This is a genomic window from Hymenobacter sp. AT01-02 (genome assembly GCF_000961955.2).
GTDB lineage: Bacteria > Bacteroidota > Bacteroidia > Cytophagales > Hymenobacteraceae > Hymenobacter > Hymenobacter mucosus.
Genome location: NZ_JZIR02000004.1, coordinates 51,425 through 72,874 on the forward strand (window position 1 = coordinate 51,425; position 21,450 = coordinate 72,874).

Annotated in this window: 17 protein-coding genes; 8 read left to right on the forward strand and 9 right to left on the reverse strand. The window is 53.6% G+C overall.

Annotation, left to right across the window (positions count from 1 at the left end):
* The first annotated feature begins 61 nt into the window (after positions 1-61).
* Both gcvT and VI25_RS02150 read left to right on the forward strand, forming a co-directional pair.
* Entirely contained in the window at positions 62-1,168 is a 1,107-nt protein-coding gene (gcvT, locus tag VI25_RS02145; RefSeq protein ID WP_045687834.1) for a glycine cleavage system aminomethyltransferase GcvT, read from the forward strand.
* Positions 1,169-1,312: 144 nt separating this feature from the next.
* Entirely contained in the window at positions 1,313-2,029 is a 717-nt protein-coding gene (locus VI25_RS02150) for a 2-phosphosulfolactate phosphatase (RefSeq protein ID WP_055562225.1), read from the forward strand.
* A gap of 15 nt (positions 2,030-2,044) precedes the next feature.
* Here VI25_RS02150 and VI25_RS02155 read toward each other — a convergent pair whose 3' ends face one another.
* Both VI25_RS02155 and dtd read right to left on the reverse strand, forming a co-directional pair.
* Positions 2,045-2,371: a nucleotide pyrophosphohydrolase gene (locus VI25_RS02155; RefSeq protein WP_045687833.1), complete on the reverse strand. Its 327-nt coding sequence runs from the start codon at positions 2,369-2,371 to the stop codon at positions 2,045-2,047.
* Between the two features lie 92 nt (positions 2,372-2,463).
* On the reverse strand, positions 2,464-2,916 hold the full coding sequence (gene dtd, locus VI25_RS02160) for a D-aminoacyl-tRNA deacylase (RefSeq protein WP_045687883.1): 453 nt from the start codon (positions 2,914-2,916) through the stop codon (positions 2,464-2,466).
* Between the two features lie 85 nt (positions 2,917-3,001).
* Between dtd and VI25_RS02165 the strand changes: the two genes are divergently transcribed.
* Positions 3,002-4,501 (forward strand): hypothetical protein, encoded by a 1,500-nt coding sequence (locus tag VI25_RS02165; RefSeq protein WP_045687832.1) that lies wholly within the window; start codon positions 3,002-3,004, stop codon positions 4,499-4,501.
* Positions 4,502-4,537: 36 nt separating this feature from the next.
* Here VI25_RS02165 and mltG read toward each other — a convergent pair whose 3' ends face one another.
* The 3 genes from mltG to VI25_RS02180 form a co-directional block, all read right to left on the reverse strand.
* Positions 4,538-5,572, reverse strand: coding sequence for an endolytic transglycosylase MltG (mltG, locus tag VI25_RS02170; protein WP_045687831.1), 1,035 nt, complete (start codon positions 5,570-5,572; stop codon positions 4,538-4,540).
* A 125-nt stretch (positions 5,573-5,697) separates the two neighbouring features.
* Positions 5,698-7,182 carry a helix-turn-helix domain-containing protein gene (locus VI25_RS02175; protein WP_055562226.1) on the reverse strand — a complete coding sequence of 495 codons (1,485 nt, stop codon included), beginning with the start codon at positions 7,180-7,182 and terminating at the stop codon, positions 5,698-5,700.
* A gap of 361 nt (positions 7,183-7,543) precedes the next feature.
* On the reverse strand, positions 7,544-8,719 hold the full coding sequence (locus tag VI25_RS02180; RefSeq protein WP_045687829.1) for a ribonuclease D: 1,176 nt from the start codon (positions 8,717-8,719) through the stop codon (positions 7,544-7,546).
* Between the two features lie 363 nt (positions 8,720-9,082).
* Between VI25_RS02180 and VI25_RS02185 the strand changes: the two genes are divergently transcribed.
* From VI25_RS02185 to VI25_RS27560, 3 genes are read left to right on the forward strand one after another with little or no spacing between them, the layout of a single operon-like run.
* Positions 9,083-12,148 carry a SusC/RagA family TonB-linked outer membrane protein gene (locus tag VI25_RS02185; RefSeq protein ID WP_045687882.1) on the forward strand — a complete coding sequence of 1,022 codons (3,066 nt, stop codon included), beginning with the start codon at positions 9,083-9,085 and terminating at the stop codon, positions 12,146-12,148.
* Positions 12,149-12,198: 50 nt separating this feature from the next.
* Positions 12,199-12,756, forward strand: coding sequence for a RagB/SusD family nutrient uptake outer membrane protein (locus VI25_RS26325; protein ID WP_262489905.1), 558 nt, complete (start codon positions 12,199-12,201; stop codon positions 12,754-12,756).
* Entirely contained in the window at positions 12,753-13,589 is an 837-nt protein-coding gene (locus VI25_RS27560) for a RagB/SusD family nutrient uptake outer membrane protein (RefSeq protein ID WP_262489906.1), read from the forward strand. Before VI25_RS26325 ends, VI25_RS27560 begins: the two co-directional genes overlap by 4 nt.
* Positions 13,590-13,665: 76 nt before the next feature.
* On the opposite strand, the gene VI25_RS02195 is transcribed toward VI25_RS27560, so the two are convergent.
* Complete coding sequence (locus VI25_RS02195; protein WP_052695081.1) at positions 13,666-14,142, reverse strand: hypothetical protein; 477 nt, start codon at positions 14,140-14,142, stop codon at positions 13,666-13,668.
* A gap of 153 nt (positions 14,143-14,295) precedes the next feature.
* Between VI25_RS02195 and VI25_RS02200 the strand changes: the two genes are divergently transcribed.
* Positions 14,296-14,550, forward strand: coding sequence for a hypothetical protein (locus tag VI25_RS02200; RefSeq protein ID WP_045687828.1), 255 nt, complete (start codon positions 14,296-14,298; stop codon positions 14,548-14,550).
* Positions 14,551-14,644: 94 nt separating this feature from the next.
* Here VI25_RS02200 and VI25_RS02205 read toward each other — a convergent pair whose 3' ends face one another.
* On the reverse strand, positions 14,645-16,585 hold the full coding sequence (locus VI25_RS02205; RefSeq protein ID WP_055562227.1) for a CocE/NonD family hydrolase: 1,941 nt from the start codon (positions 16,583-16,585) through the stop codon (positions 14,645-14,647).
* Between the two features lie 229 nt (positions 16,586-16,814).
* Between VI25_RS02205 and VI25_RS02210 the strand changes: the two genes are divergently transcribed.
* Positions 16,815-19,388, forward strand: a complete 2,574-nt coding sequence (locus tag VI25_RS02210; protein ID WP_152981456.1) for a M14 family metallopeptidase — start codon at positions 16,815-16,817, stop codon at positions 19,386-19,388.
* A gap of 76 nt (positions 19,389-19,464) precedes the next feature.
* On the opposite strand, the gene VI25_RS02215 is transcribed toward VI25_RS02210, so the two are convergent.
* Together VI25_RS02215 and VI25_RS02220 are read right to left on the reverse strand one after the other, a co-directional pair.
* On the reverse strand, positions 19,465-19,782 hold the full coding sequence (locus VI25_RS02215; RefSeq protein ID WP_045687827.1) for a hypothetical protein: 318 nt from the start codon (positions 19,780-19,782) through the stop codon (positions 19,465-19,467).
* A gap of 156 nt (positions 19,783-19,938) precedes the next feature.
* Positions 19,939-21,171, reverse strand: a complete 1,233-nt coding sequence (locus VI25_RS02220; RefSeq protein ID WP_045687826.1) for an S-adenosylmethionine:tRNA ribosyltransferase-isomerase — start codon at positions 21,169-21,171, stop codon at positions 19,939-19,941.
* Positions 21,172-21,450 lie beyond the last annotated feature (279 nt).

The window sequence follows — 21,450 nt, forward strand, 5'->3', positions numbered from 1 at the left end:
CCACGCCAAGCGCAACAGTAGCTGGACTTCTTCTTTCTTACTACCACCCTCCTTTCTTCTGATGGCTGAAGACCTCAAAACCGTCCCGCTGAATGATGTGCACCAGCAACTCGGCGCTAAAATGGTGCCATTTGCTGGCTATAATATGCCCGTGCGCTATTCCTCCGACCTCGATGAGCACCACACGGTGCGGCGGGCAGTAGGCATCTTCGACGTGTCGCACATGGGCGAGTTCCGGGCCCGCGGCCCCCAGGCACTCGACCTGATTCAGCGCGTGACCAGCAACGACGCCAGCAAGCTTCAGCCCGGTAAGGCCCAGTATTCTTGCCTGCCCAACACTGATGGCGGCATCGTAGACGACCTGCTGGTATACAAGCTGGCCGAGGAAGACTACCTGCTGGTAGTAAACGCGTCTAACATTGAGAAAGACTGGAACTGGATTCAGCAGCACAACACCGAAGGGGCAGAGCTGGAAAACGTGTCTGACACCATCAGCCTGTTTGCCGTGCAAGGGCCCAAAGCAGTGCAAGCCCTGCAAGGCCTCACCGATGCTGACTTAAGCAGCATTCCGTACTACTCCTTCGTGCAAGGTACCTTTGCTGGTGCTCCCAATGTTATCATCTCGGCCACGGGCTACACTGGTGCCGGTGGGTTTGAGTTGTACGTGCCCAACGAATATGCCCAACAAGTATGGGCTAAAGTAATGGAAGCCGGCCGGCCGTTCGGGTTAAAACCCATTGGCCTAGGTGCCCGCGACACGCTACGCCTGGAAATGGGCTACTGCCTCTATGGCAACGACATTACCGACGAGACATCACCCTTGGAAGCTGGTTTGGGGTGGATTACTAAATTCACAAAGGAGTTTACCAACGCGGCCAACCTTAAGCAACAGAAAGAAACTGGGGTGGAGCGCAAGCTTGTGGGCTTCCTCATGGACGGCGCAGGCATCCCCCGCAGTCACTACCCCTTGGTAAACGAAGCGGGTGAGGTTATCGGGGAAGTAACCAGCGGCACTCAGTCGCCGAGCCTAAGCAAGGGTATTGGGTTGGGCTATGTAGAAACTGCGCTAAGCACGCCTGGTAGCAAAATTTTCGTGCAGGTGCGGGGTAAAAACTTGCCTGCTACCATCGTGAAGTTACCTTTCGTACCCGGAACGGAGGAAGCATAAGTAGTAAATAGATCCTCCTAAAAGAAACAGTCTGCCCTTGTGGAAGCACTTGCTCGCGCCGTTGGGTAGCACTGCTACTCGCCCGCCGGCTGCTTCTGCAAGGGCAGCACCACGTTTTGCTTGAACTGAAATAGCCCCGTTTGCATGCCTTCCGTTGATATTTGTTTTTCCCCCGAACTGCTTCCACTATACAACCTCCAGGGCCGCGTGGCAGTGGTAGTAGATATTCTGCGAGCTACGTCGTCTATGGTAACGGCGCTGGCGCAGGGTGTTACCTACCTAGTGCCGCACAGTGAACTGGACCCCTGCCGGGCTATGGCCGCCGAGGGCTACCTTACTGCTGCAGAGCGCGACGGCGTGCAGGCCGATGGCGTGGATCTTGGCAACTCACCCTTCGGCTACCTAGATGGGGTAGTGCCCGTGCGGGGGCGGGCCGTGGCAATTACTACTACCAACGGTACTCGTGCTCTGCACCTGTCGGCGGCAGCGGAACACGTAGTAGTGGGCGCTTTCCTTAACCTAGGGGCCGTAGCTGAGTTCTTGCGCCAGCAGCAGCGCGACGTGGTGGTAGTATGCGCCGGGTGGAAGGGCATGTTTTGCTTGGAGGATACCCTCTTTGGTGGGGCCTTGGCTGCTCGCTTGGCCCCTGGTTTCGACACGACCAGTTCCGATGCAACCCTTGCGGCCCTGGACTTGTGGCAGGCCGCCTCATCCAACGTTGCTGGCTACCTGCTCAAGTCGGCGCACGTGCGCCGACTTAACCATTTGGAAGCGCACAAGGACATGGAATTCTGCGTGCGCCAAGACGTATATGACTTAGTGCCCGTGTTTCGGAACGGCAAAATTATCGTGGCTCAGTAGCCCATACTGCGAGTGTTAGTGCAGCTTGGGGTTGTTGTGGTGGCGGTCTGCGTCGCGCTGGGTTTTCTTAGCCAAGTTGCGCTGGAGGGCCTGCGTTAGGTCTACCCCAGTTTGATTCGCTAAGCAGATTACCACGAACAACACATCCGCTAGCTCATCGGCCAACACCTTGTCTTTATCTGACTGCTTAAAAGACTGTTCGCCATACTGTCGGGCAATAATGCGGGCCACTTCTCCTACCTCCTCGGTGAGCATGGCCATATTCGTGAGTTCATTGAAATAACGTACGCCAGTAGTCTGAATCCACTGATCTACGGTCTGCTGGGCTTCTTCAATTGTCATGGTTGAGAAATGGGAAAAGGCGATGGACCTAGTTGTGCTGCTGAATAGTACACTTGGCAGGGTACCTAGCAATTGTTTTGCTACCAGTTGGGCTAGGTCTTCCCCGGCGAGTCGAGCACAATGGTAACCGGTCCGTCGTTGAGTAGTTCTACTTGCATATCGGCGCCGAACTCTCCCGTAGGCACTGGCTGACCGAGCAACGTTTGCAGCAGTTGTACAAACTGCTCGTAAAGTGGAATAGCAACGGGGGGCGGGGCAGCCCCTACGTAGCTAGGACGGTTGCCCTTGCGGGCATCAGCTAGCAACGTGAACTGACTGACAACGAGTACCTGCCCGCCCACATCCTGCACCGAACGGTTCATTTTGCCTTCCTCGTCGGAGAAGATGCGAAGCTGAACTAGCTTACGGGCCATCCAATCGAGGCTATAACCATCATCGTCTGGGGCAAAGCCCGCTAGCACCAGTAGGCCCGGTCCGATGTGGCCCGTAACGCGGCCTTCTACCGTGACGCTCGCCTGCCGAACCCGCTGAATTACGGTGCGCATGAACTGCAAGAGTTAGAAAGTGAAAAGAATTGGAGAGAGTGGTTTACGAGCGAATGCCGACCTTCGCCGCACGCGAGAAACGCACATGGCAGCCACGAAGAACGACATTCCTACCTCTACCCCCAACCTTGTCTGGCTACTGTTAGGACTGGCGGTTGTGGCAGCAGTGCGCCTCTACGGACTACAATACGTAGCTCTACCCGACTACGACTCCGTACGTAATTGGCAGATTGTGCAGGAAATAGCCCACGGCAACTTGCGCCATTTGTTTCATCATGGCAGCCCTGGCTTCTCCTTCCTATACGCACCGGTTGCCTGGATTACCACCAATTTTCAGGTATTTCAGCACCTGAACGCCCTATTAGGAGTAGCGGCTCTAGGGGTGCTTATGCGTTTCGTGGCGCAGGAAGCTCGACTAGTAGGTTGGCAGTTGGTCTTGCTCACAGTGTTCACGGGCACTTCCGTGTTCCTGACCTTCTCGGGCCGCGACTTTACCATGAGTAGCGGCAGCTTACTGTGCTTCGCCGGCTTAGTCCAGGCGCATTACCGTCGCCTTCAGCACCCATCCCGGCAGGCATTGCTCCGCACTACGGGTTGGCTGGTAGCGGGCTTGTGCCTGAACTATAAATTCATCCTGACAATACCTATTCTAGCAGTGCTAGAACTATGGCACGGCGATGGTTTGCTGTGGAATCCGGGCACGTTGGGCCGAATAGCCTTGCTGCTCTTGGCACCTTATATTGTGCTAGGAATTGTGGGGGTGCTGGCTGGCTTGCCCTGGTATCTTTGGCCCGCGGTGTATTATAAGGTAGCTTTTCCTGATGTGGCTAATGCTGCTGGCCGCGCTACCACTTTCCGCCTAGATGGGCTGTATTATCCACGCTACCTCCGGGATTTCGAATCCCCAGCATTGTGGCCAGGCTTGCTGCTTGGATTGCTGGGGCTACGAAGATGGCTGCCCAAATGGCGTACGCTGCTGCCTATCCAAGGGTATTTAGCCGTGTGGGCTACCTGCCTGGTACTGGGTATGTCGCTACTGCTGAAAGCGCCCCGCGGGCTGTTATGGGCCTATCCGTTGTTCTACACCTTGGCCTTTCTGGGACTACGGCGGTTGCCCACCTGGGCATTCGGCTCAGTAGTAGCCGTGGCCATTGCCTGGAATACTTACCGATTGCAACAAGAAATCTTCGACTACGCTCCTACGCGCTACCCTCAAGTAGCGGCCTGGTTGCAGGCCCATGGGGGCGCCCGAGTTGCCAGTACTGTAAGCCTAGGTTTAGCCCCATTTTTGCCCGCAACAGATACTGTACTCGCTATTACCGATGAGAAGCAACTTGCTACTTTGCGGCGTCGAGGCTTTCGCTACGTGCTGCTCGATGGCTACTGGCGCGTAACTGGTATCGCCCGTTTCGATTCGCTACAACAGCAGCGGCCCGTTGCTGCGTGGCCCGAACCCTTGCTAACAGCCCCATTGCTATTCTTAGAGCATTCCGAATACACCGGTCTGGGCTATCTTGAAACGATCAAACGTCAGCAGATTGCTCGCCAAGATAGCCTCCAACTGCGGTTATTTGTCCTGCCATAACCGTAGAATACTACGTACTACGAAGCCCGTACTAGCTTACCGCTTGATGCCTACGCTGTCGAGCATGTGCTGATAACGGCGCGCGTTCTGCTTATGCTCGGCAAATGTTTCGGCGAAGTCGGAATACCCACTGCGGTCGGGGCGGGCACAGAAAAATATGTAGCGGTGCGCCGCTGGCTTCAGTACAGCGTCCAAGCTCTGACGGTTCGCGGAGGTGATGGGGCCCGGTGGCAGCCCTTTGTGCTTATACGTATTGTAAGGCGACTCCACGAGCTTGTCTTTGTTGAGCACCCGCTTCACGCCAAAATTGCCAATGGCCCAGAGTAAGGTAGGATCAGCTTGCAGGCGCATGCCTCGGCGCAGGCGGTTGAGGTACACACCCGCAATAATGGGCTTGTCTTCTTTCATGCTAGTCTCGCGCTGCACAATACTAGCCAAAACGTGTACTTGGGTAGGCGTGAGTTGCAGCGAATCGGCCCGCTGACGGCGCTGGGCGGTCCAGAAGCGTTGGTGCGTAGCCGCCGCCGAATCTAGGAACTGCTCAGCCGACGTGTTCCAGAGCAATCGGTAGGGCCCTGGCAGGAACAGCGTGAGGATGGTTGTGGTATCCAATTGATAGCGACGCTCCAAAAAGGCATTATCCTGCAACAAGTGGCGCAAACTGCCAGAATCGGCCTCTAGTTGCCGCGAGATTTGGCGCGCCAACTGAGGCTTGTACTTAAAAGCGTTGAGTTCAAACACTACCGTGTCCTGTTCGCCACGCAGCAGCTTATCGAGCAATTCTTGGTTGCTGAGGCCTGGCGAAACCAAGTAGCGCCCGGGCTGCACATGCGTCGGATAATCGCGCCGGGCGGCCAGCCATGCAAAGGTTCTAGGCTCTTCTAGCAGATCATATTTTAGCAAGGAGTCCTGCACAGCAGCGTACCCTGTGCCCGTGCGGATGTAGATGTAAGCGGGCCCAAAGGGAGAAACGCGCACATTAGGTTTCCACAACACGTACCATGCTGCTCCTAGCCCCAGTAGAAGTAGTAAACCAAGAGTTAGCAAAAAGGCAGGTAGGAAACGCCGCATGAAAAATGGAGTAGGGTGTATGGCAATGGAAGTGCTGTGCTATGTGTCTAGGCCGCCTAGCACAGCACCAACGAAAGAGTACAGATTTTTAGTTGTACACAGCTACTGCATGTGCCAAGGAGTAGCTAGGCTCCGTTCACTAAGGCTGTCACAGCCTCTTCCAGTGCTTGTTGGTGCTGGCGCCGTTCAATTTCAACGGGGGCCGCGGCCCGTACTTCACAGTTAGGAATGGTGCACCGCTCGCACGTTTCGTTTACTTCCCGGTGCAGAATGGCGGGGTCGTCGAGGAAGCGGATCTTTTGGCGCAAGTTATCGTCGCAGAGCAGCCCCACGGTTACGCTCACAGCGGGCTCCGTCGCCGAACCGGCCCGGGCTACTGTAATGCACAGGTACTCGTCGTTGTTAGGGTAGTGAGAGCGTTGGGCACCCAGCGTAAAATTGGGCGAAGTTCCGATGGGCTGTAGGCGCAGTTCCGAAAGCAGGCGTAATGAAATCCAGCGTCGGCAGTAGTGCTCGTGCAGCTCATTGCCGTGCGGGTTGTGCAGACGCGAAAGGTGTAGCTCCTTTGTAAGCTTGTAGCCCGCCGCCGCGTTGGCCTGGTCGAAGCGCAGGAAAAACAAGCTTTGTAGCCCAAAATGGCGCGGTAGCAGGTTGGTAATGCGCTGCATAAACATCTCCGGCGACACGTCATACTTCGTTAGCAAGTCGAGCAGTAGGGTAGGCTCCCATTTCTTGGCGGCAAAGAAGCGCTGTAAATCCCGCACCAAGGTTTCCTCCTCCATCAGCAGGGCTCCGGCAAAATAAGATGCCCGGAAATTGTTGAGCACTTCCTCGAAGGAACGCACTGGGAAGTTGGCATTCACATAGGGCCGTTCGCGCAAGTTGAGGTAGTTGAAGGCTACCTCCCGGCCCAGTACAAAGCCCTCCTGCGCACCCGTTAAGCCGGGCCGCAAAAGCAAGCGGTTGGCCTTGGGCTGAAACACCGAGCGTAACCGCCCCAGGTTCGTGTACTCACCCAGCGCAGTTCGGTCAATGGTATAGCCGTACTTTTCTATTAGGACCCGCTCTAGCTGGCTCCGGTCGAAGGGAGCCGTAGCGTTCAGCTTGTGCTCGACGGTGAAGGTGCGCACATCTTGCTCCTGCTCCTCAAAGTAGTTGTCGTGCATTTCCTGAAAAGAGCGCAGGGCCGCCAGGAAAAAGTGCTCCTGACGCATTTCGTAGTTGCGCCCTATCTCGAAAAGCGTGCTGATGAAGGCATTCATCTTCGCTGGAGCGTTAGCAATCAGCTCTACAATGCGCAATGGGTCCAGCCCAAACATCTCCAGTGGAAACTCCTTCAGCAAATCTGATTGTAGCAACTCAGAAATAGGCTCTAAGCGGCGGCTGAGCGTGAGGGAAGTAAGCTGGTCGTAGCTAACGTCTAGCACCTTGCTCAGACTTAGAATCTTATCGGCCTTCGGATACTTTTTCCCTTTTTCTATCTCGTTGAGATAAGATACCGATACGTCGCAGGCGCGAGCCAGTTCCGTGGGCGTATAGCCACGCTCTTGCCGCAGTTCCCGCAGTTTCAACCCAAAAATCAACCGTACAACTTGGCCGTGACTCAACATAGGTGGGGTAGTAGAAAGCAGGGGAGCCCAGCGGGTAATCGAGTCCGAAACTAGCTGCCAACTACCAGCCTGTGGGGTTCCTACCTGCCTGCGCAAGACAAACTAGCTGGCAAGCAAGTATTAAAATCAGCATTCTGCAAATCTACGCCCACCTACATCCCAGTGATATTCAGAGAATATTCGCTCATAGAACAAAACCAGCCGAAGTAGTTATAATCCGTTCACTGTGCTGCTTCTTAGTGCCGATATCAGTGGACGCTAGCGTTCGTGCGTTATAATAGAACATCGAGCCTTAGCCGTCAAAAAGCAGCCCAGCTGCTCAGAGAGCAGCCGGGCTGGATGGTACTGTATAAAAGATAGGTTAGTCGATGAGTTGAAAAGGCGCCGCAATCTGACCGAAATCCAGATCATGGCGAGAAGCGGCCTCTTGCAAGAGCTGGTGCTGCCAAGGACGCAACGTTTGGTCGGCGCCCTGCTCAATGATGTCGGCAATCAGTCGGTTGCTAAGAACTAGGTTAGCCAGAAACGTATTGTGGTCTTGCGCCAAATGGGTTTTTAAAGTCATCAGGAGCGCTTCGCGGGCATCGGCTTGGGCTGCTTTGGCACCGCTGAGGCGACGGCGGAAGGGAAAGCGGCGCTGCTCTTGCGACAGGGGCTGCTCGGGCGCCAGCTCATCATGAGCTAAACTAAGGAGACGCTCCGCAAACGGGCTGCGCTTCAGCTCGGGGTGCAAACCAGGAGCGTTACGCAATTCGCCGGTACTAGTAAGCGGTTGGCGGGTAAGTTCGGCTAGCCGGTCGTTGCTGACAACCATGTAGGTCGGGCGGTCAATGTGGCGGGCTACCTCGTCGCGGAGCAGAAACAGGTCCCGGAACATAGGCATCTCCTGGGGCATGATGCGGTATTTGCCTGCTAGGCGCAAATGGGGCCGGTCGTCGCGGGTGTATCGCACATCTTCCAGGGCTTTGTTTTCCTGCTCTGACCACGCCGTGCGGCCTAGCGCATCTAGTTTTGCCTGAAGGCGGTCAGCCAACTCAAACAGATACAGGACATCATTGGCGGCATACTGCTTCTGCGCTTCCGTAAGAGGACGCTTTAGCCAGTTGGATTTTTGCTCTCCTTTGTCTACTTCCAGCCCTAGCTCGGCTTGGATGAGGCGACCCAGGGAAATGTTATTATCAGCCTCCGCTAGCAGCGTATATTGTACGCTCGTGTCAACAATGTTGCGTACGTGTACTCCGTAGAGCTCATCTAGAAGCAGAATATCTGACTTGCAGCTGTGAAATACCTTCGCCACACTTGGGTCGCGCAGAATAATCCAAAGGGGCTCTAAGTCGTGAGCTGGGTTCGTGAGGGGAAGAGGATCGAGCAGGTAGACCGTGTTGCCATCATACAGTTGAATCAGGGCGAGGTTGCGGCCATAACGGTGACGCATATCATCGAACTCCAAATCAATAGCTATGCGGGCAGCAGTACGCAAGGCCTCGGCAACTTGCTGTACCTGCTCGGCAGTCGTCAGGTAATGAATATCAGGCATTCGTAAGAAAAAGAGCGTGACAGGGGCTCAGAAGCCGTGGGTGTGGCAAGCAGGGTAAAGGTAGGGAGGGGGCAGGGCCAAAACTAATTTGGATGATTCTATGGAGTAAAACAGGAAAATTCGATTACTAATTTGAACAGTGCGAATTCGTATTTCATGCTCATACATATGATTTTAAGTAAACAATACAATTACAGCTACCTATGCTGGAGAAGGGGTGTATTAAAAATATTTACACGTTTTGTGATTTTTGACCCTAATTTGCATGGGGTAACGCTGATTATTTGCGGATATACCAACTGTTGGTAGTAAAATAGAGGAGGGAAGGCATTGTTCAACTTAATGGGTTTTAAACCTGATGGCATGAAAAAACATGTACTCATTCTTTCTGCATGCGGCATTGCCTTATCATCGGCGGCCGTAGCACAAACGCGCGCAATAAGTGGCCAGGTAACCGATGGTGGCGGTAGTGGCTTACCAGGTGTTACTGTACTAGAGCGCGGCACCACCAACGGAGCCAGCACTGATTCTGATGGCAGATTCTCCCTATCTGTACAACCAGGCGCCACTCTTGTAATCAGCTCTATTGGTTTTGAAACTCAGAATGTGGTAGTAGGTGACCGTACTACTATCCCTGTAACGCTGAAAACGAGTGCTACCACTCTTGGCGAAGCAGTAGTGGTAGGATACGGTACGCAATCGAAGCAGGACCTAACAGGCTCAGTAGTGCAACTAGGTGCCAAGGAAGTTGGTAACCAGCCAGTGCAAAGCTTCGAGCAGTCTATTCAGGGCCGAGCTGCTGGTGTATTTATTGAGAACAGTAGCGGCAAACTGGGTCAAGGTATTCGGGTGCGGGTGCGCGGAGTTGCTTCCATTAGCGGTGACACCCAGCCGCTTTATGTGGTAGATGGCATCCCGGTGCTGGCTGATAATCTTTCTTCAACCTCAGCCGCAACGAACCCGATTGCGGATATTAACCCCAATGATATCGAGAGCATCAGCGTATTGAAAGATGCTGCAGCTTCTGCTATTTATGGGTCGCGCGCTAGCAATGGAGTAGTACTGGTTACTACGAAGCGGGGCAAGGCTGGAGCTACTCGTTTTACCTTAGGCTTTCAGGCGGGCACTAGCAGGCCCACTAATAAGCGCGAGTTTTTGAATGGGGAAGAATATGTCACGCTCCTAACGGAAGCTCTGGTAAACAGTGGTCGTTCTGCCACTGCTAATGCCACTCGCTTGCGTACATACGCAGCAGGAGCTGACCCACTTACCTACGACACTGACTGGCAAGATGAAGTATTCCAGGATGCATCGTTTAGCCAGTACGATTTGGGCGCTAGCGGAGGAAATGATAAAACTAGATTCTTTATTTCCGGCCAGTATAGTAACCAGAAAGGTATCATTGTTAGCAACAAATATGAGCGGATATCCACTCGATTCAATGTTGACCATCAAGCCACTGATAAGCTGAAAATTGGTATAAACGCGGCACTTTCTCGTTCGCGTAACCAACGCTTGCCTAACGACAACGCCTTTAGCAGCCCTATGCAAACTGTGGCATTGGCTCCTATAACCCCGCTCATTGACCCCCGCACTAACCTGCTGAGTGGGGCGCTAGACCCAGCTACGGGTAACCCTAACTCTACTTTCCCATTCTATTATAATCCCCTGTTGGGCGTAGATAATGGGTCATATACGACTATTATCTACCGGACACTAAGCAATGTGTACGCTCAACTGGATATCCTTAAGAGCCTGTCATTCCGCTCCGAACTAGGAATTGATGTGCAAAATCAGAGTGAAGATCAGTTCTTAGGTAGAGTTACGTCTCGCAACACCGGTCCTACGAACGGTTATGGTTTCAGTGCGCGTGCTACCAATGCACGGGTAGTAGTCAACAACTTTGCTACTTACCGCAACACGTTTAATGATTTACATAACCTAGAGTTTACTCTTGGTACTTCGTACGAGTCAGCGCAGCTTACTAGTAACAACGTAACGGGCACCCAGTTTGCTTCGGATGCTTATAAAACCTTAGCTAACTCTAGCTTAATCACAGGCGGCAGTTCAAGCCGCACAAACAATACGCTCGTATCTTACTTTGGGCGTGCTAACTATGCCCTAGCTGGCAAGTATCTGCTGGGCTTAAGTGCTCGTTATGATGGTTCTTCACGCTTCGGAACCAACAACCGGTACGGATTCTTCCCGGCCGCTTCGTTAGGATGGCTAGCTACTGAAGAGTCGTTTTTGAGTGACAACAAAGTTCTAAGCCTGCTGAAACCCCGCATAAGCATTGGTCGCACGGGCAACCAAGGTTTCCCCAACTTTGCTTCACGGGCATTATTTGCTGGTACTTCTGGCTACGTTGGTATCCCGGGTCAACGGCCCCAGTCGCTAGCTAGCCCGGACCTGACTTGGGAGTCTACTACGCAAGCTGATGCTGGTATCGAGTTTGGCTTTTTGCAAGACCGCATCTCGGGTGAGGTAGATGTGTACGAGAAGCGCACAACGGACCTAGCATTATTTGCGCCCGTAGCGGCTACTAGTGGCTTTACTTCCTTGTTCCGCAACGTAGGCAGTATGCGCAACCGCGGTGTCGAGTTCACACTGACTACCCGTAACCTAGTAGGCGCTTTCACGTGGACTACTAACTTCAATGCATCGCGCAACGTCAACCGCGTTACTGACCTCGACGGACCACCTATTTTAGGGAGCTTCTTGAGCCGTGCTCAAGAAGGACAGCCTCTCGGAGTATTTGTTGGCCCGGAGTACGCTGGAGTGGACCCTGCAAACGGTGATGCTTTATATTATCTGAACTCAACGAATTCGGACGGTAGTATCAACCGCAGTACCACCAATGATATCAATGAAGCTACGCTGGTACCTGTGGGCGACCCAAACCCCAAGTGGACGGGAGGGCTTACAAACACGTTCTCCTTTAAAGGGTTTGATTTAACGGCTACTCTGGTAGGAGTATTTGGCAACAAAGTTTTTGACGGTGGTGCACAGTATTATTCGGTTGGTTTCAACAATGGCCCGGATAATCAAACGCGTGACCAATTGCAGCGTTGGCAGAAGCAAGGTGATATTACCAACGTGCCCCGTGCAGAGTATTTAGGGGGCAATGGCATCGGTTTGTCATCTCGCTTTGTGCGCGACGGTTCCTACGGACGCCTGCGTACGATTGTATTAGGCTATAACTTACCCGCAGCTATTGCTCAAAAGGTGTATCTCCAATCCCTACGAGTTTTTGTGCAAGGACTAAACTTAGTCACCTTCACGAAATATAAAGGATGGGACCCTGAGGTAAGTACTGACTACCTAACAGGCTCAGCTAGCCAGAGCCAAAACAACATCAACCAAGGTATTGACTTCTATACCGCTCCACAGCCCAAGACCTTCACCATTGGTGTCAACATTGGGCTTTAAGCTTGGCTTTACGTGCCGGTGTCCGTCATTTTCCTAGCTAGCATTCTACCATGAAAAAAATACTGTTTGGCCTAATAACGGCCTGCCTACTCACAGGAACATTTACTGCTTGCAACAGCAAGCTTGATGTGGAACCTACGGATTCCATTGATGCCAGTACTGCCCTTACCACTTCTGCCGACGTAGAGGCTGCCCTTATTGGGTGTTATGCTGGTATCCAAAACGCAGAGGCATACGGCGGCTACATTCAGCTAATGTCAGACCTCCTCGCTGACAACGGTGACATTTCCTTTGTTGGAACCTTTATTCCACCCAACCAAATAGTGCGCAAGCAAATTCTGCGAGACAATGGCTTTGTAGAAGCTATTTGGGTAAATGCCTATAATGTTATCAACCGTACAAATACGGTATTGGCCAACTTGGATAAGTTGGACACCCCTGCTAAACAGGCTCGGGTAGAGGGAGAAGCAAAATTTATCCGCTCCTTACTTTACTTTGATCTAGTGCGCTTGTATGCTCGCGCTTGGAACGATGGTAATCCTACTACTAACCCTGGCGTACCACTAGTACTCACGCTACTACAGTTATTACAGCCGAGAGCCAAGTGAGCCGTAATACCGTAGCGCAAGTGTACGAACAGGTGCTCACCGATCTAACTACTGCGGAGGCGCGGCTAATTACGGCTAACCCCACCAACAACAATGGCTTTTTCGCCAATCGATACGCCGTAGCCGCACTGTTGTCACGAGTGTATTTACAGCAAGGCCGGTTTGCTGAGTCAGCTGCCGCCGCTACTCGCGTTATTAGTTCAGGTCGTTATACCCTAGTGCCAGAATATGCCGATGAGTTTAGCTCTCCTAACGACTTATTAGCTAATTCTACAGAAGACATCTTTGCTGTTCAGGTTTCCTCGCAAAGTGGAGTTAACGAGCTGAATACTTTCTACTCCGTTAATCGTCGTGGCGACGTGAACATCAATGAGCAGTTAATCAATCTTTTTGAGCCTGGCGACGAGCGACTTGATTTATTTCTTATCGACCCGACTGGAGGAGACCCAACTTATTCTGGCAAGTATGATGTGCTGTACGGCAATATCAAGCTGTTTCGCTTAGCAGAAATGTATCTGAATCGAGCAGAAAGTAACTTTCGTGCGGGTACAACCACAGGTGCTCGTCCTCTAGATGATATCAATATCATTCGCAGCCGTGCAGGTCTGAACCCTCTTACAACCCTTTCTATAGAAGATATACTGAAGGAACGTAGGTTAGAATTGGCGTTGGAAGGTTTCCGTTTGGGTGACCTAAAGCGCAATCAAGAATCAACGGTTGACTTAAGCTCTACTCCTGTTGTGCTTCCATACAACTCGCCTCGTCTGATCTTCCCTATTCCATTGCGAGAAATCAACGCCAACCCTAACCTAGTGCAGAACGAAGGCTACTAACTCCTGTCTTCTAGTAACAAGAGAGGCCGCTCCATTAGTGTGGAGCGGCCTCTCTTTTTCTATTGAATTGGTAATACTATTCTTCGTCGTCCTCGTCGTGGTGGCTGAAATCAAGCTTGGGCGCTAGAATTAGGGCTTCCCGGATAACAGCGTCCATGAGGGGTTGGGTGTCGGCGTCGAGAGCACGCTCAAACAATCCTAGCAGCTGCTCACCATCTTCGTTCACGTAGAGGTTCGTGTAGAGCTGCTCAAAAACCTTCGCATCTTTATTGATGGTGGTGTCAATTTCAGTAACAGAGCGCGCCCGTAGTGCCCGGTGTAATACATCTAGCACCCGGCGGGCTTCCTCACTATCGCCAAGGTCAGCCAGAAGTTTCATTAACGCCAAGGCTACTCCCAGCCGCACCCGCTCGAAGCGGAAGGGCAGCTCAGCAGTGTCGGCTTGCTCGAAGGTGCGGTAGGCTGAGATAGTGGTGGCATGCAAATACTGAGTAGCATCGGCCGGCTTCGTAAAGGCAGCCTCTAAGAGACGCTGGTAGGGAGGAACAAGCATAGGCAAAGACAACGCCGCGCAAAACGGCTGGTAAATGTGGGAGCAACTGTAACCCCGGCACGCAAAGGTACGATTGAAAGGATGCGTGTTTGTACGGTCTATGCACCGGCTGTGCTTACCGCTGTGCTTATTTCACTCTTTGTTTCTTTCACTATGACACACAAAAAGAAGTCGTTGCTCTTCGCCCCGGCTGGGCTGATGACCATTGGGTTTGGCACCTGCCTAGTACAATGGGCCACTAGCTTGCAGCAGAAAAAAGTGCCAACTGCGCAATGGGTTGGCGCGGGCACTTTGGCCCTAGGTGTCTTTAACGCAGGCATCTGCTTGTTCGGCCGTGGCGTGCTGGAAAGTGCACTACACGAGGTGAACAAAGAGCACAAAAAGGCTCAGGAGAAAGTAAAAGGTTAGCTTACGAAAGCAGGTTTACAATCATAAAAGACCCATTCAGCTACAGCAGACGGGCCTTTTATGATTGTAAACAGTAGGTAGCGTGGAACTGCAACTATTTCAGCACTTTCACTACTAGTTGAGAAGCGTGCTGAGGTGAGTGATATAACCGGTGAGTAGCTAACTGAAAATCCTTCTCGTCAGCCTCGAAGATATTGGGTACAAAGGTTTGGGGGTTGCGGTCTACTAATGGAAACCAGGTGCTTTGCACCTGCACCATCAAGCGGTGCCCCTTGCGGAAGGTGTGGCACAGGTCCTGAACAGTGAACGGAACTGCGGTTACCTGGCCCGGCACAAACGCCTCGGGCTTTGAAAAGCTGTTGCGAAAGCGGCCGCGCATTACTTCTGAGCGCACCATTTGCTGGTAGCCGCCCAGGTGCACCATTGGGTTTAACCGAGCATTATCAGGCGTGTCATTGGGGTACACATCAATAACTTTTACTACCCAATCTGCATCAGTACCAGTGGTAGCTACTTGGAGCAGGGCCTCAATTGGACCTGCTAAGGTTAGATCTTCTGTGAGTACATCGGTTTGGTAGGTGAGCACATCGGGGCGGCGGGCGGCAAAGCGCTGGTCGTCGGTCATATATTCCCGGGTCATTCCTACAGTAGTGGCTTCTGAAAAAGGAACGGGGTGGGCCGGGTCACTGACGTACTGATCAAATTCGGCGCCTGCAGCTGGCTGCTCAAATCCAATACGACCTTGAGGCTGGAAATACAGAGTCCGGGTTTCGGCAGCCGTGGGCGGCCAGGCAGCAAATGTGCGCCAGCGGTTGGTGCCGCCCTCAAAGATAGTAGCCTCGGGAGTAGAGGCGGGCTTGCCATCCTTAAGATAGGACTTAAAGAAAGGGGCCTCAATTTCCTTCTGGTAGTACAGGGAAGGGGATTCACCGTAGGCCGCATTGCCCACTAACTCTCCGGTACCGCGGGCCCAGCCGCCGTGCACCCAAGGACCCATGACTAGGCCATTGCGCATGCCTGGGTTTTGCTTCTCAATGGCCTCATATGTCTTCAGGGCGCCAAACAGATCCTCGGCGTCATTAAAGCCACCGACCGTTAAGACGGCCGTGCCTCTGTTAAGATTCTTGAGGTGGGGGCGTAGGTTGCGCGCTTGCCAAAACTCGTCGTAGTTTGGGTGCTGGGCCATTTCATTCCAGAAGGCCACTTTGCCCTGGTAGTACTTGGCGTCGGCATTTTTTAGCGGCCCCATTTGCAGAAAGAAGTCGTAGCCATCGGGCGTGCCGTGCTTGAAGCCGGGGTTGCCGGTTGGCGTGGGCTGGGGGCGAGCTAGCCCGAAGGAGGCCAGGAAATTGAAAGCGTGGGGTAGAAAAAAGGCCCCATTGTGGTGAAAATCATCCCAGAACCAGTCGGCAATTGGGGCTTGGGGCGAGGCAGCTTTCAGCGCTGGGTGGCGACTCAGGAGGCCCGTGGCCGTGTAGTAACCGGGGTAGGAAATGCCCCACTGGCCTACCCGCCCATTATTCTTCGGGCCATGCTTGAGAAGCCATTCAATGGTATCGTACGTATCGGTTCCCTCGTCGATGTCCTGCTTGCCCTTGTGGGTATCCTTTTCCGGGCGCACATCCACAAACTGCCCCTCCGACATGTAGCGGCCGCGTACGTCCTGGTACGCGAAGATGTAGCCCTCGTGCAGCATGGTACTGCTGGGCCCTAAGACCTTCTTGTACTTGCCGGTGCCGTATGGCCCTACGGCATAGGGCGTGCGGTTGAGCATGATGGGATACCGTACCTTGTTGGCGTCGTTAGGCGCATACACTACCGTATATAGCTTCACTCCATCGCGCATCGGAATCTGATATTCCGTTTTGGTATAGTGCTGCTGAATGTATAGCGTGTCGGCTAGTAGCTGGCTGAGTTGTGCTTTATCTGCCTCAGAAGGTAGAGGATATGAAACGGGGCTTTGTGCCCGTGCCGAAGCTGCCAAGGCGAGGCCTAGGCCTACCACTAGAGCGGTACGATAGTAAGAGTGCGACATTGGAAGGAGGATAGAAGGTACGCGAATAGAAGAGGGGGCGCGCAACTACAGCGCTTATTAGCAAGATAGAGGATGCTGCTAAACAAGCCCCCGCCGGCTAGGCCACGATTGATGACGAGTAGCTCAATTGCTGCAAAAAGGCAATATAGTGCTGTAAAATCAAGGTTTTCTGCTTTCTTTGACATTCACCTTTCCGCAGGATTTCTCTGTCAAACCTGTACTCTTGCCCGTGTTAGTTTCTCGTTTCCGCGCCAGCTGGCTGCTCTTGCTGCTGCTTTGGGCGCCGTCCCTCTTTGCCCAGTCCTCTGCCGATGGGCCGCTTCTCACACCCGCACAGTTTCTCGGCTATGAGTTAGGCGCCCGCTTCACTCCCCATGCCGAACTACTGCGCTACGTAGACCACGTAGTACAGCATGGCCCCGGCCGGATGAAGCTGCAGCGCTACGGCCAAACCTATGAAAATCGGCCGCTAGAGCTGGTATTCGTAGCTTCTGCTGAAAACATGGCCCGTTTGGATGATCTGCGCCGCGACAACATGCGCCTGGCCGGGCTAGAGCAAGGTAACGCCCAGGGTCCCAAGCCAGCGGTGGTATGGCTCAGCTACAATGTGCACGGCAATGAAGCCGTGTCATCGGAAGCGGTGATGCAGGTACTCTACGACCTGGCAAACCCCCAGAATGAACAGATGCAGCAGTGGCTGCGGAACTTGGTCATCATTGTGGACCCTTGCGTAAATCCTGATGGCCGCGACCGGTATGCGCAGTGGTACAACCGCGTCCGGAATCAGCAGGCCAATGCGTCACCGTATGCCTGGGAGCACCGAGAGCCCTGGCCCGGTGGGCGCTACAACCACTACTATTTCGACCTGAACCGCGATTGGGCGTGGCAAACCCAGCAGGAAAGCCGCCAGCGCATTACGGTGTACAACCAGTGGCTTCCGCAGGTGCACGCCGATTTTCACGAGATGGGGCCAAATAATCCTTACTACTTCTCACCAGCGGCCCGCCCGTTCCACGCCGACCTTACTCCTTGGCAGCGTAAGTTTCAGAACATTATCGGCGACTATAACCGGCAGGTGTTCGATAAAAACAATTGGCTGTATTTCACCCGCGAAACCTACGACCTCTTTGCTCCTTTCTACGGCGACACGTGGCCTTCTTTCAACGGCGCCATTGGCATGACTTACGAGCAGGGCGGTGGTGGTCCTGCTGGCGTGCAGTATATCAAAACCGATGGCGATACGCTGACTCTGACGCAGCGCATTGCTCATCACCATGCTACTAGCTTAGCTACCATTCAAGCTGCCGCCGACCGCCACGAGGAACTAGTGCGCGAGTTTCAGAACTTCTACACCACAGCCCGTACTAAGCCTAAAGGCGACTATAAGTCGTTCGTGCTGGCGGGGAGCAGTGACCCCGGCCAGATTCGGGCCCTTACCGAATACCTCGACCGGCAGCAGATTAAGTACGGGTACGCTACCAAGCGCAGCAAGCGTACAGGCTTCAACTATGCCACTGGCAAAACTGAAACCGTGCAGCTGGAGCCGCAAGACGTGGTGATTAGCATGTACCAGCCCAAATCGACGCTGATCAAGGTGCTGTTCGAGCCACAAGCTACTCTCGAAGATTCTCTAACCTATGACCTCACGGCGTGGTCGTTGCCGTATGCTTTTGGGTTGAAAGGATATGCTCTGAAGGACCAACTGCCTGCTGCAGGGGTAGCCCCCAAAAACGCCAAAAACCAGCCAGCTGCTATCAGCAACACAGCCTCGACAGCCAACAAACCCTATGCCTACCTAGCCCGCTGGAACAGCCTGCCTGATGTTCGTTTTCTGGGTCGTTTGCAGCAGATGGGTGTGAAAGTACGGGTAGCTGATGAGCCCTTTGAAACTGAGGGAAAGCAGTACCAGCGAGGTACTCTCATTATCACTCGCACGGGCAATGAAAGCCTTGGTGCCCGCTTCGATCAACTAGTACGCACCCAAGCCGACTCAGCTGGCGTGGCGGTGCAGGCGGTGCAATCGGGCTTCTCTACCAGCGGCGGCGACCTAGGCTCGCGCTCCGTGCGCCCCCTGAAGCAGCCCACAGTAGCCGTGTTGGCCGGCCCCGGCGTCGATGCCAGCGCATTTGGTGAGGTATGGCACTTCTTCGAGCAGCAGCTTCAGTACCCCATTACGGTCTTGGGTACGGATTATTTCAACAGCGTACCTATGGGGCGCTTTGATGTGTTGATTCTGCCCGACGGCAACTACCTGGATATTCTGCCGGAACGTACGCTCGAAAGCATTAAGACTTGGGTGCGGAACGGGGGGCGGTTGATAGCTCTGGAAGGGGCCTCGCGCTTCTTAGCGGGGCGCAAAGACTTCCTGCTAAAAACGAAACCAACTGATAGCACAGCCGCCAAAAAAGCGTCTCCCTACGCCAGCCTACGCCGCTACGCCGATTCGGAGCGCGAACGGTTGAGCGAGCAAGTGCAAGGCAGCGTGTACCGCGTGCAACTAGATAACACGCACCCTCTGGCATTCGGGTACGGCAGCACCTACTACGCCCTTATTCGTGACCCCTTGAACTACCGCTTTATGCCCGAAGGTGGGTGGAACGTAGGTGTGTTGAAGAAGGACAGCTATGCCTCCGGGTTCACCGGCCGTAAGGCTCGCCGCGTCCTCACCGATACGTTTGTGCTCGGTACGCAGGACATGGGCCGTGGCCAAGTAGTATACCTCGGTGATAATCCCTTGTTCCGGGCCTTTTGGCAAGGCGGTAAACTGCTTTTCGGTAATGCAGTGTTTATTGTAGGACAGTAATTTTCTCAATCACAGGTGCATAAAAAAGCCCCGTTGCATACCGCAACGGGGCTTTTTTGTAACTACTAGGGGTAGATTAGTCTACTACGTCCTCAGCTTTGTTTTTCACTGCTTTGGCACCTTTCTTAACGGCTTTTCCGGTCTTCTGAGCGCCTTTCTTCACCACGCTGCCAGTTTTTTTGCCAGCGTGCTTTACGTCCTCTTTCGTATTGTAAGCCTTTTGGCCAGCCTTAGTACGGCCCGAACGAGATTCTACTTTTACAGTGCCGTTGTCGCGCTCTTCTACTGTGGTTTTAGCACCCGTAGCATCGTCACGAACGGTGGTTTTATCGCCCTGGGCGAAAGCAGCCGTCGAGAAGATTACGGCGGCGGCAAGCATTACTATCTTTTTCATGGGAAAGAATCAAATGGGAAGTGAGTCTGAGCCTTATACGCGCCTCTCGAAATAAGTTGTGAGAAGCCGCCGTACTTGGTGGTTGGTGAAATATACTTACCCAAGAACTACCTCATGTCATGAAGTTTATATGAACTGCCCGGCCTGCATAATCCGCTAGGGTAGGAGCAACGAACTGTCGCCGTAACTCAGAAAACGGTAGTTGTGGGTTAACGCGTGCTCGTAGATCTGTCGCCAAGTGGGGCCCACTAAGGCGGCTACCAAAAGCAGCAAGGTACTTTCAGGCTGGTGAAAGTTTGTAACCAGCCCTCGCACAAGCCGGAACTGATAGCCCGGAGCAATAAGTAGCTGCGTGGTAGCGTGCAGTTCTTCTACCCCGTTTGCCTCTAAATGATGCAGTAAGGCAGTTAGTGCTTCGGCGGCAGAAACTTCGGTAGCGGCTTCGTAGGGCTGCCACTGGCGTACGTGCCATACTGGGTTATTGGGATGCTGGGCCAAGTGAGCTCCTAGCCAGTACAAGCTTTCCAAAGTTCGTAGGCTGGTAGTACCTACGGGAATGATAGGCGCAGGGAGATGGGCTAACAGCTGACGTAGTGTGGCTGCTGTCACACTGATGGGCTCCCCGTGCATGGGATGCTCAGCCATTTGAGCCGCCTTCACGGGCTGAAAGGTGCCAGCGCCCACGTGCAACGTAACGCGGGCACTACTTATGTGGCGCGCGCGCAACTCGGCTAGTACTGCTTCTGAGAAGTGCAGCCCGGCAGTAGGCGCTGCTACGGCTCCTTCGTGCGCAGCATACACAGTCTGATATCGTACGGCGTCTACGTCCGTATCGGCACGGTTGAGGTAGGGAGGTAGAGGTAAATGACCCGCCGCTCGCAGCACTTCCGCAAAAGGTAGGGTAGCAGGCTCCCAACTGAACCGGATCAGCGCGTAGCCTTCACCGTGTTCAACGCGTTCAGCAGTCAGGGTAGCCGACTGGCCTTGCACTGCAAATTCCAGCTGTACGGCCCCGCTTTTCCAACGCTTGCCATTACCCACTAAGCATTTCCACACGCAACTGCCTGTTTGTTGCATGGCGGGCTCAATGGCCCGGTGCGGTGCTACGGGCTCTAAGCAAAACAGCTCTACTATTCCGCCGGTAGGCTTTTGGGCAAATAAGCGGGCCCGTACCACCTTGGTGTCATTGAACACAAGTAGCGTAGAGGGAGGCAGGAGGGAGGGTAAGTCCTGAAATTGCTGGTCGTGGATGGTACCGCCCTGGTAGTAAAGCAAACGCGACTGGTCACGGTCGGGGAGGGGCTCTGGGGCAATACGCTCTGCAGGCAGCTCGTACGTGAAGTCGTGGATGGAAAGCTGGCGCGGATCGGGAATGGCTGGTACGGACATGCCACAAAGGTACGGCCGCCCTCTAAATGGAGCACAAGTCTAGCCTAAGAAGCAGGCGGGGCTAGGCGCGTCTACTATAGTTGCGCATCGGGCTATTATCAGCTAAGAAACTGCTAGCGGGCGCGCCGAAAAAACATCAGGTGCTGCTGAGGCAAGGTTTCTACCGTATCTGCCAGTTCTAAGCCTACTGCCGCCATTTCGCGCCGGGCCTGGGCTACCGACATCTTATGGATGCGCTTGATTGGCACATTGGGGTCTTCGGCTCGGTATTCCACTAAG

Excerpts from the sequence above, each read along its gene's own strand:
- mltG (WP_045687831.1), bottom strand. The coding sequence starts at position 5,572 with ATGCGGCGTTTCCTACCTGCCTTTTTGCTAACTCTTGGTTTACTACTT.
- VI25_RS02220 (WP_045687826.1), bottom strand. The coding sequence starts at position 21,171 with ATGTCCGTACCAGCCATTCCCGATCCGCGCCAGCTTTCCATCCACGAC.
- VI25_RS02215 (WP_045687827.1), bottom strand. The coding sequence starts at position 19,782 with ATGAAAAAGATAGTAATGCTTGCCGCCGCCGTAATCTTCTCGACGGCT.
- VI25_RS02175 (WP_055562226.1), bottom strand. The coding sequence starts at position 7,182 with ATGTTGAGTCACGGCCAAGTTGTACGGTTGATTTTTGGGTTGAAACTG.
- VI25_RS02180 (WP_045687829.1), bottom strand. The coding sequence starts at position 8,719 with ATGCCTGATATTCATTACCTGACGACTGCCGAGCAGGTACAGCAAGTT.
- dtd (WP_045687883.1), bottom strand. The coding sequence starts at position 2,916 with ATGCGCACCGTAATTCAGCGGGTTCGGCAGGCGAGCGTCACGGTAGAA.
- VI25_RS02195 (WP_052695081.1), bottom strand. The coding sequence starts at position 14,142 with ATGCTTGTTCCTCCCTACCAGCGTCTCTTAGAGGCTGCCTTTACGAAG.
- VI25_RS02165 (WP_045687832.1), top strand. The coding sequence starts at position 3,002 with ATGGCAGCCACGAAGAACGACATTCCTACCTCTACCCCCAACCTTGTC.
- gcvT (WP_045687834.1), top strand. The coding sequence starts at position 62 with ATGGCTGAAGACCTCAAAACCGTCCCGCTGAATGATGTGCACCAGCAA.
- VI25_RS02200 (WP_045687828.1), top strand. The coding sequence starts at position 14,296 with ATGACACACAAAAAGAAGTCGTTGCTCTTCGCCCCGGCTGGGCTGATG.
- VI25_RS02150 (WP_055562225.1), top strand. The coding sequence starts at position 1,313 with ATGCCTTCCGTTGATATTTGTTTTTCCCCCGAACTGCTTCCACTATAC.
- VI25_RS02185 (WP_045687882.1), top strand. The coding sequence starts at position 9,083 with ATGAAAAAACATGTACTCATTCTTTCTGCATGCGGCATTGCCTTATCA.
- VI25_RS02155 (WP_045687833.1), bottom strand. The coding sequence starts at position 2,371 with ATGACAATTGAAGAAGCCCAGCAGACCGTAGATCAGTGGATTCAGACT.
- VI25_RS26325 (WP_262489905.1), top strand. The coding sequence starts at position 12,199 with ATGAAAAAAATACTGTTTGGCCTAATAACGGCCTGCCTACTCACAGGA.
- VI25_RS02205 (WP_055562227.1), bottom strand. The coding sequence starts at position 16,585 with ATGTCGCACTCTTACTATCGTACCGCTCTAGTGGTAGGCCTAGGCCTC.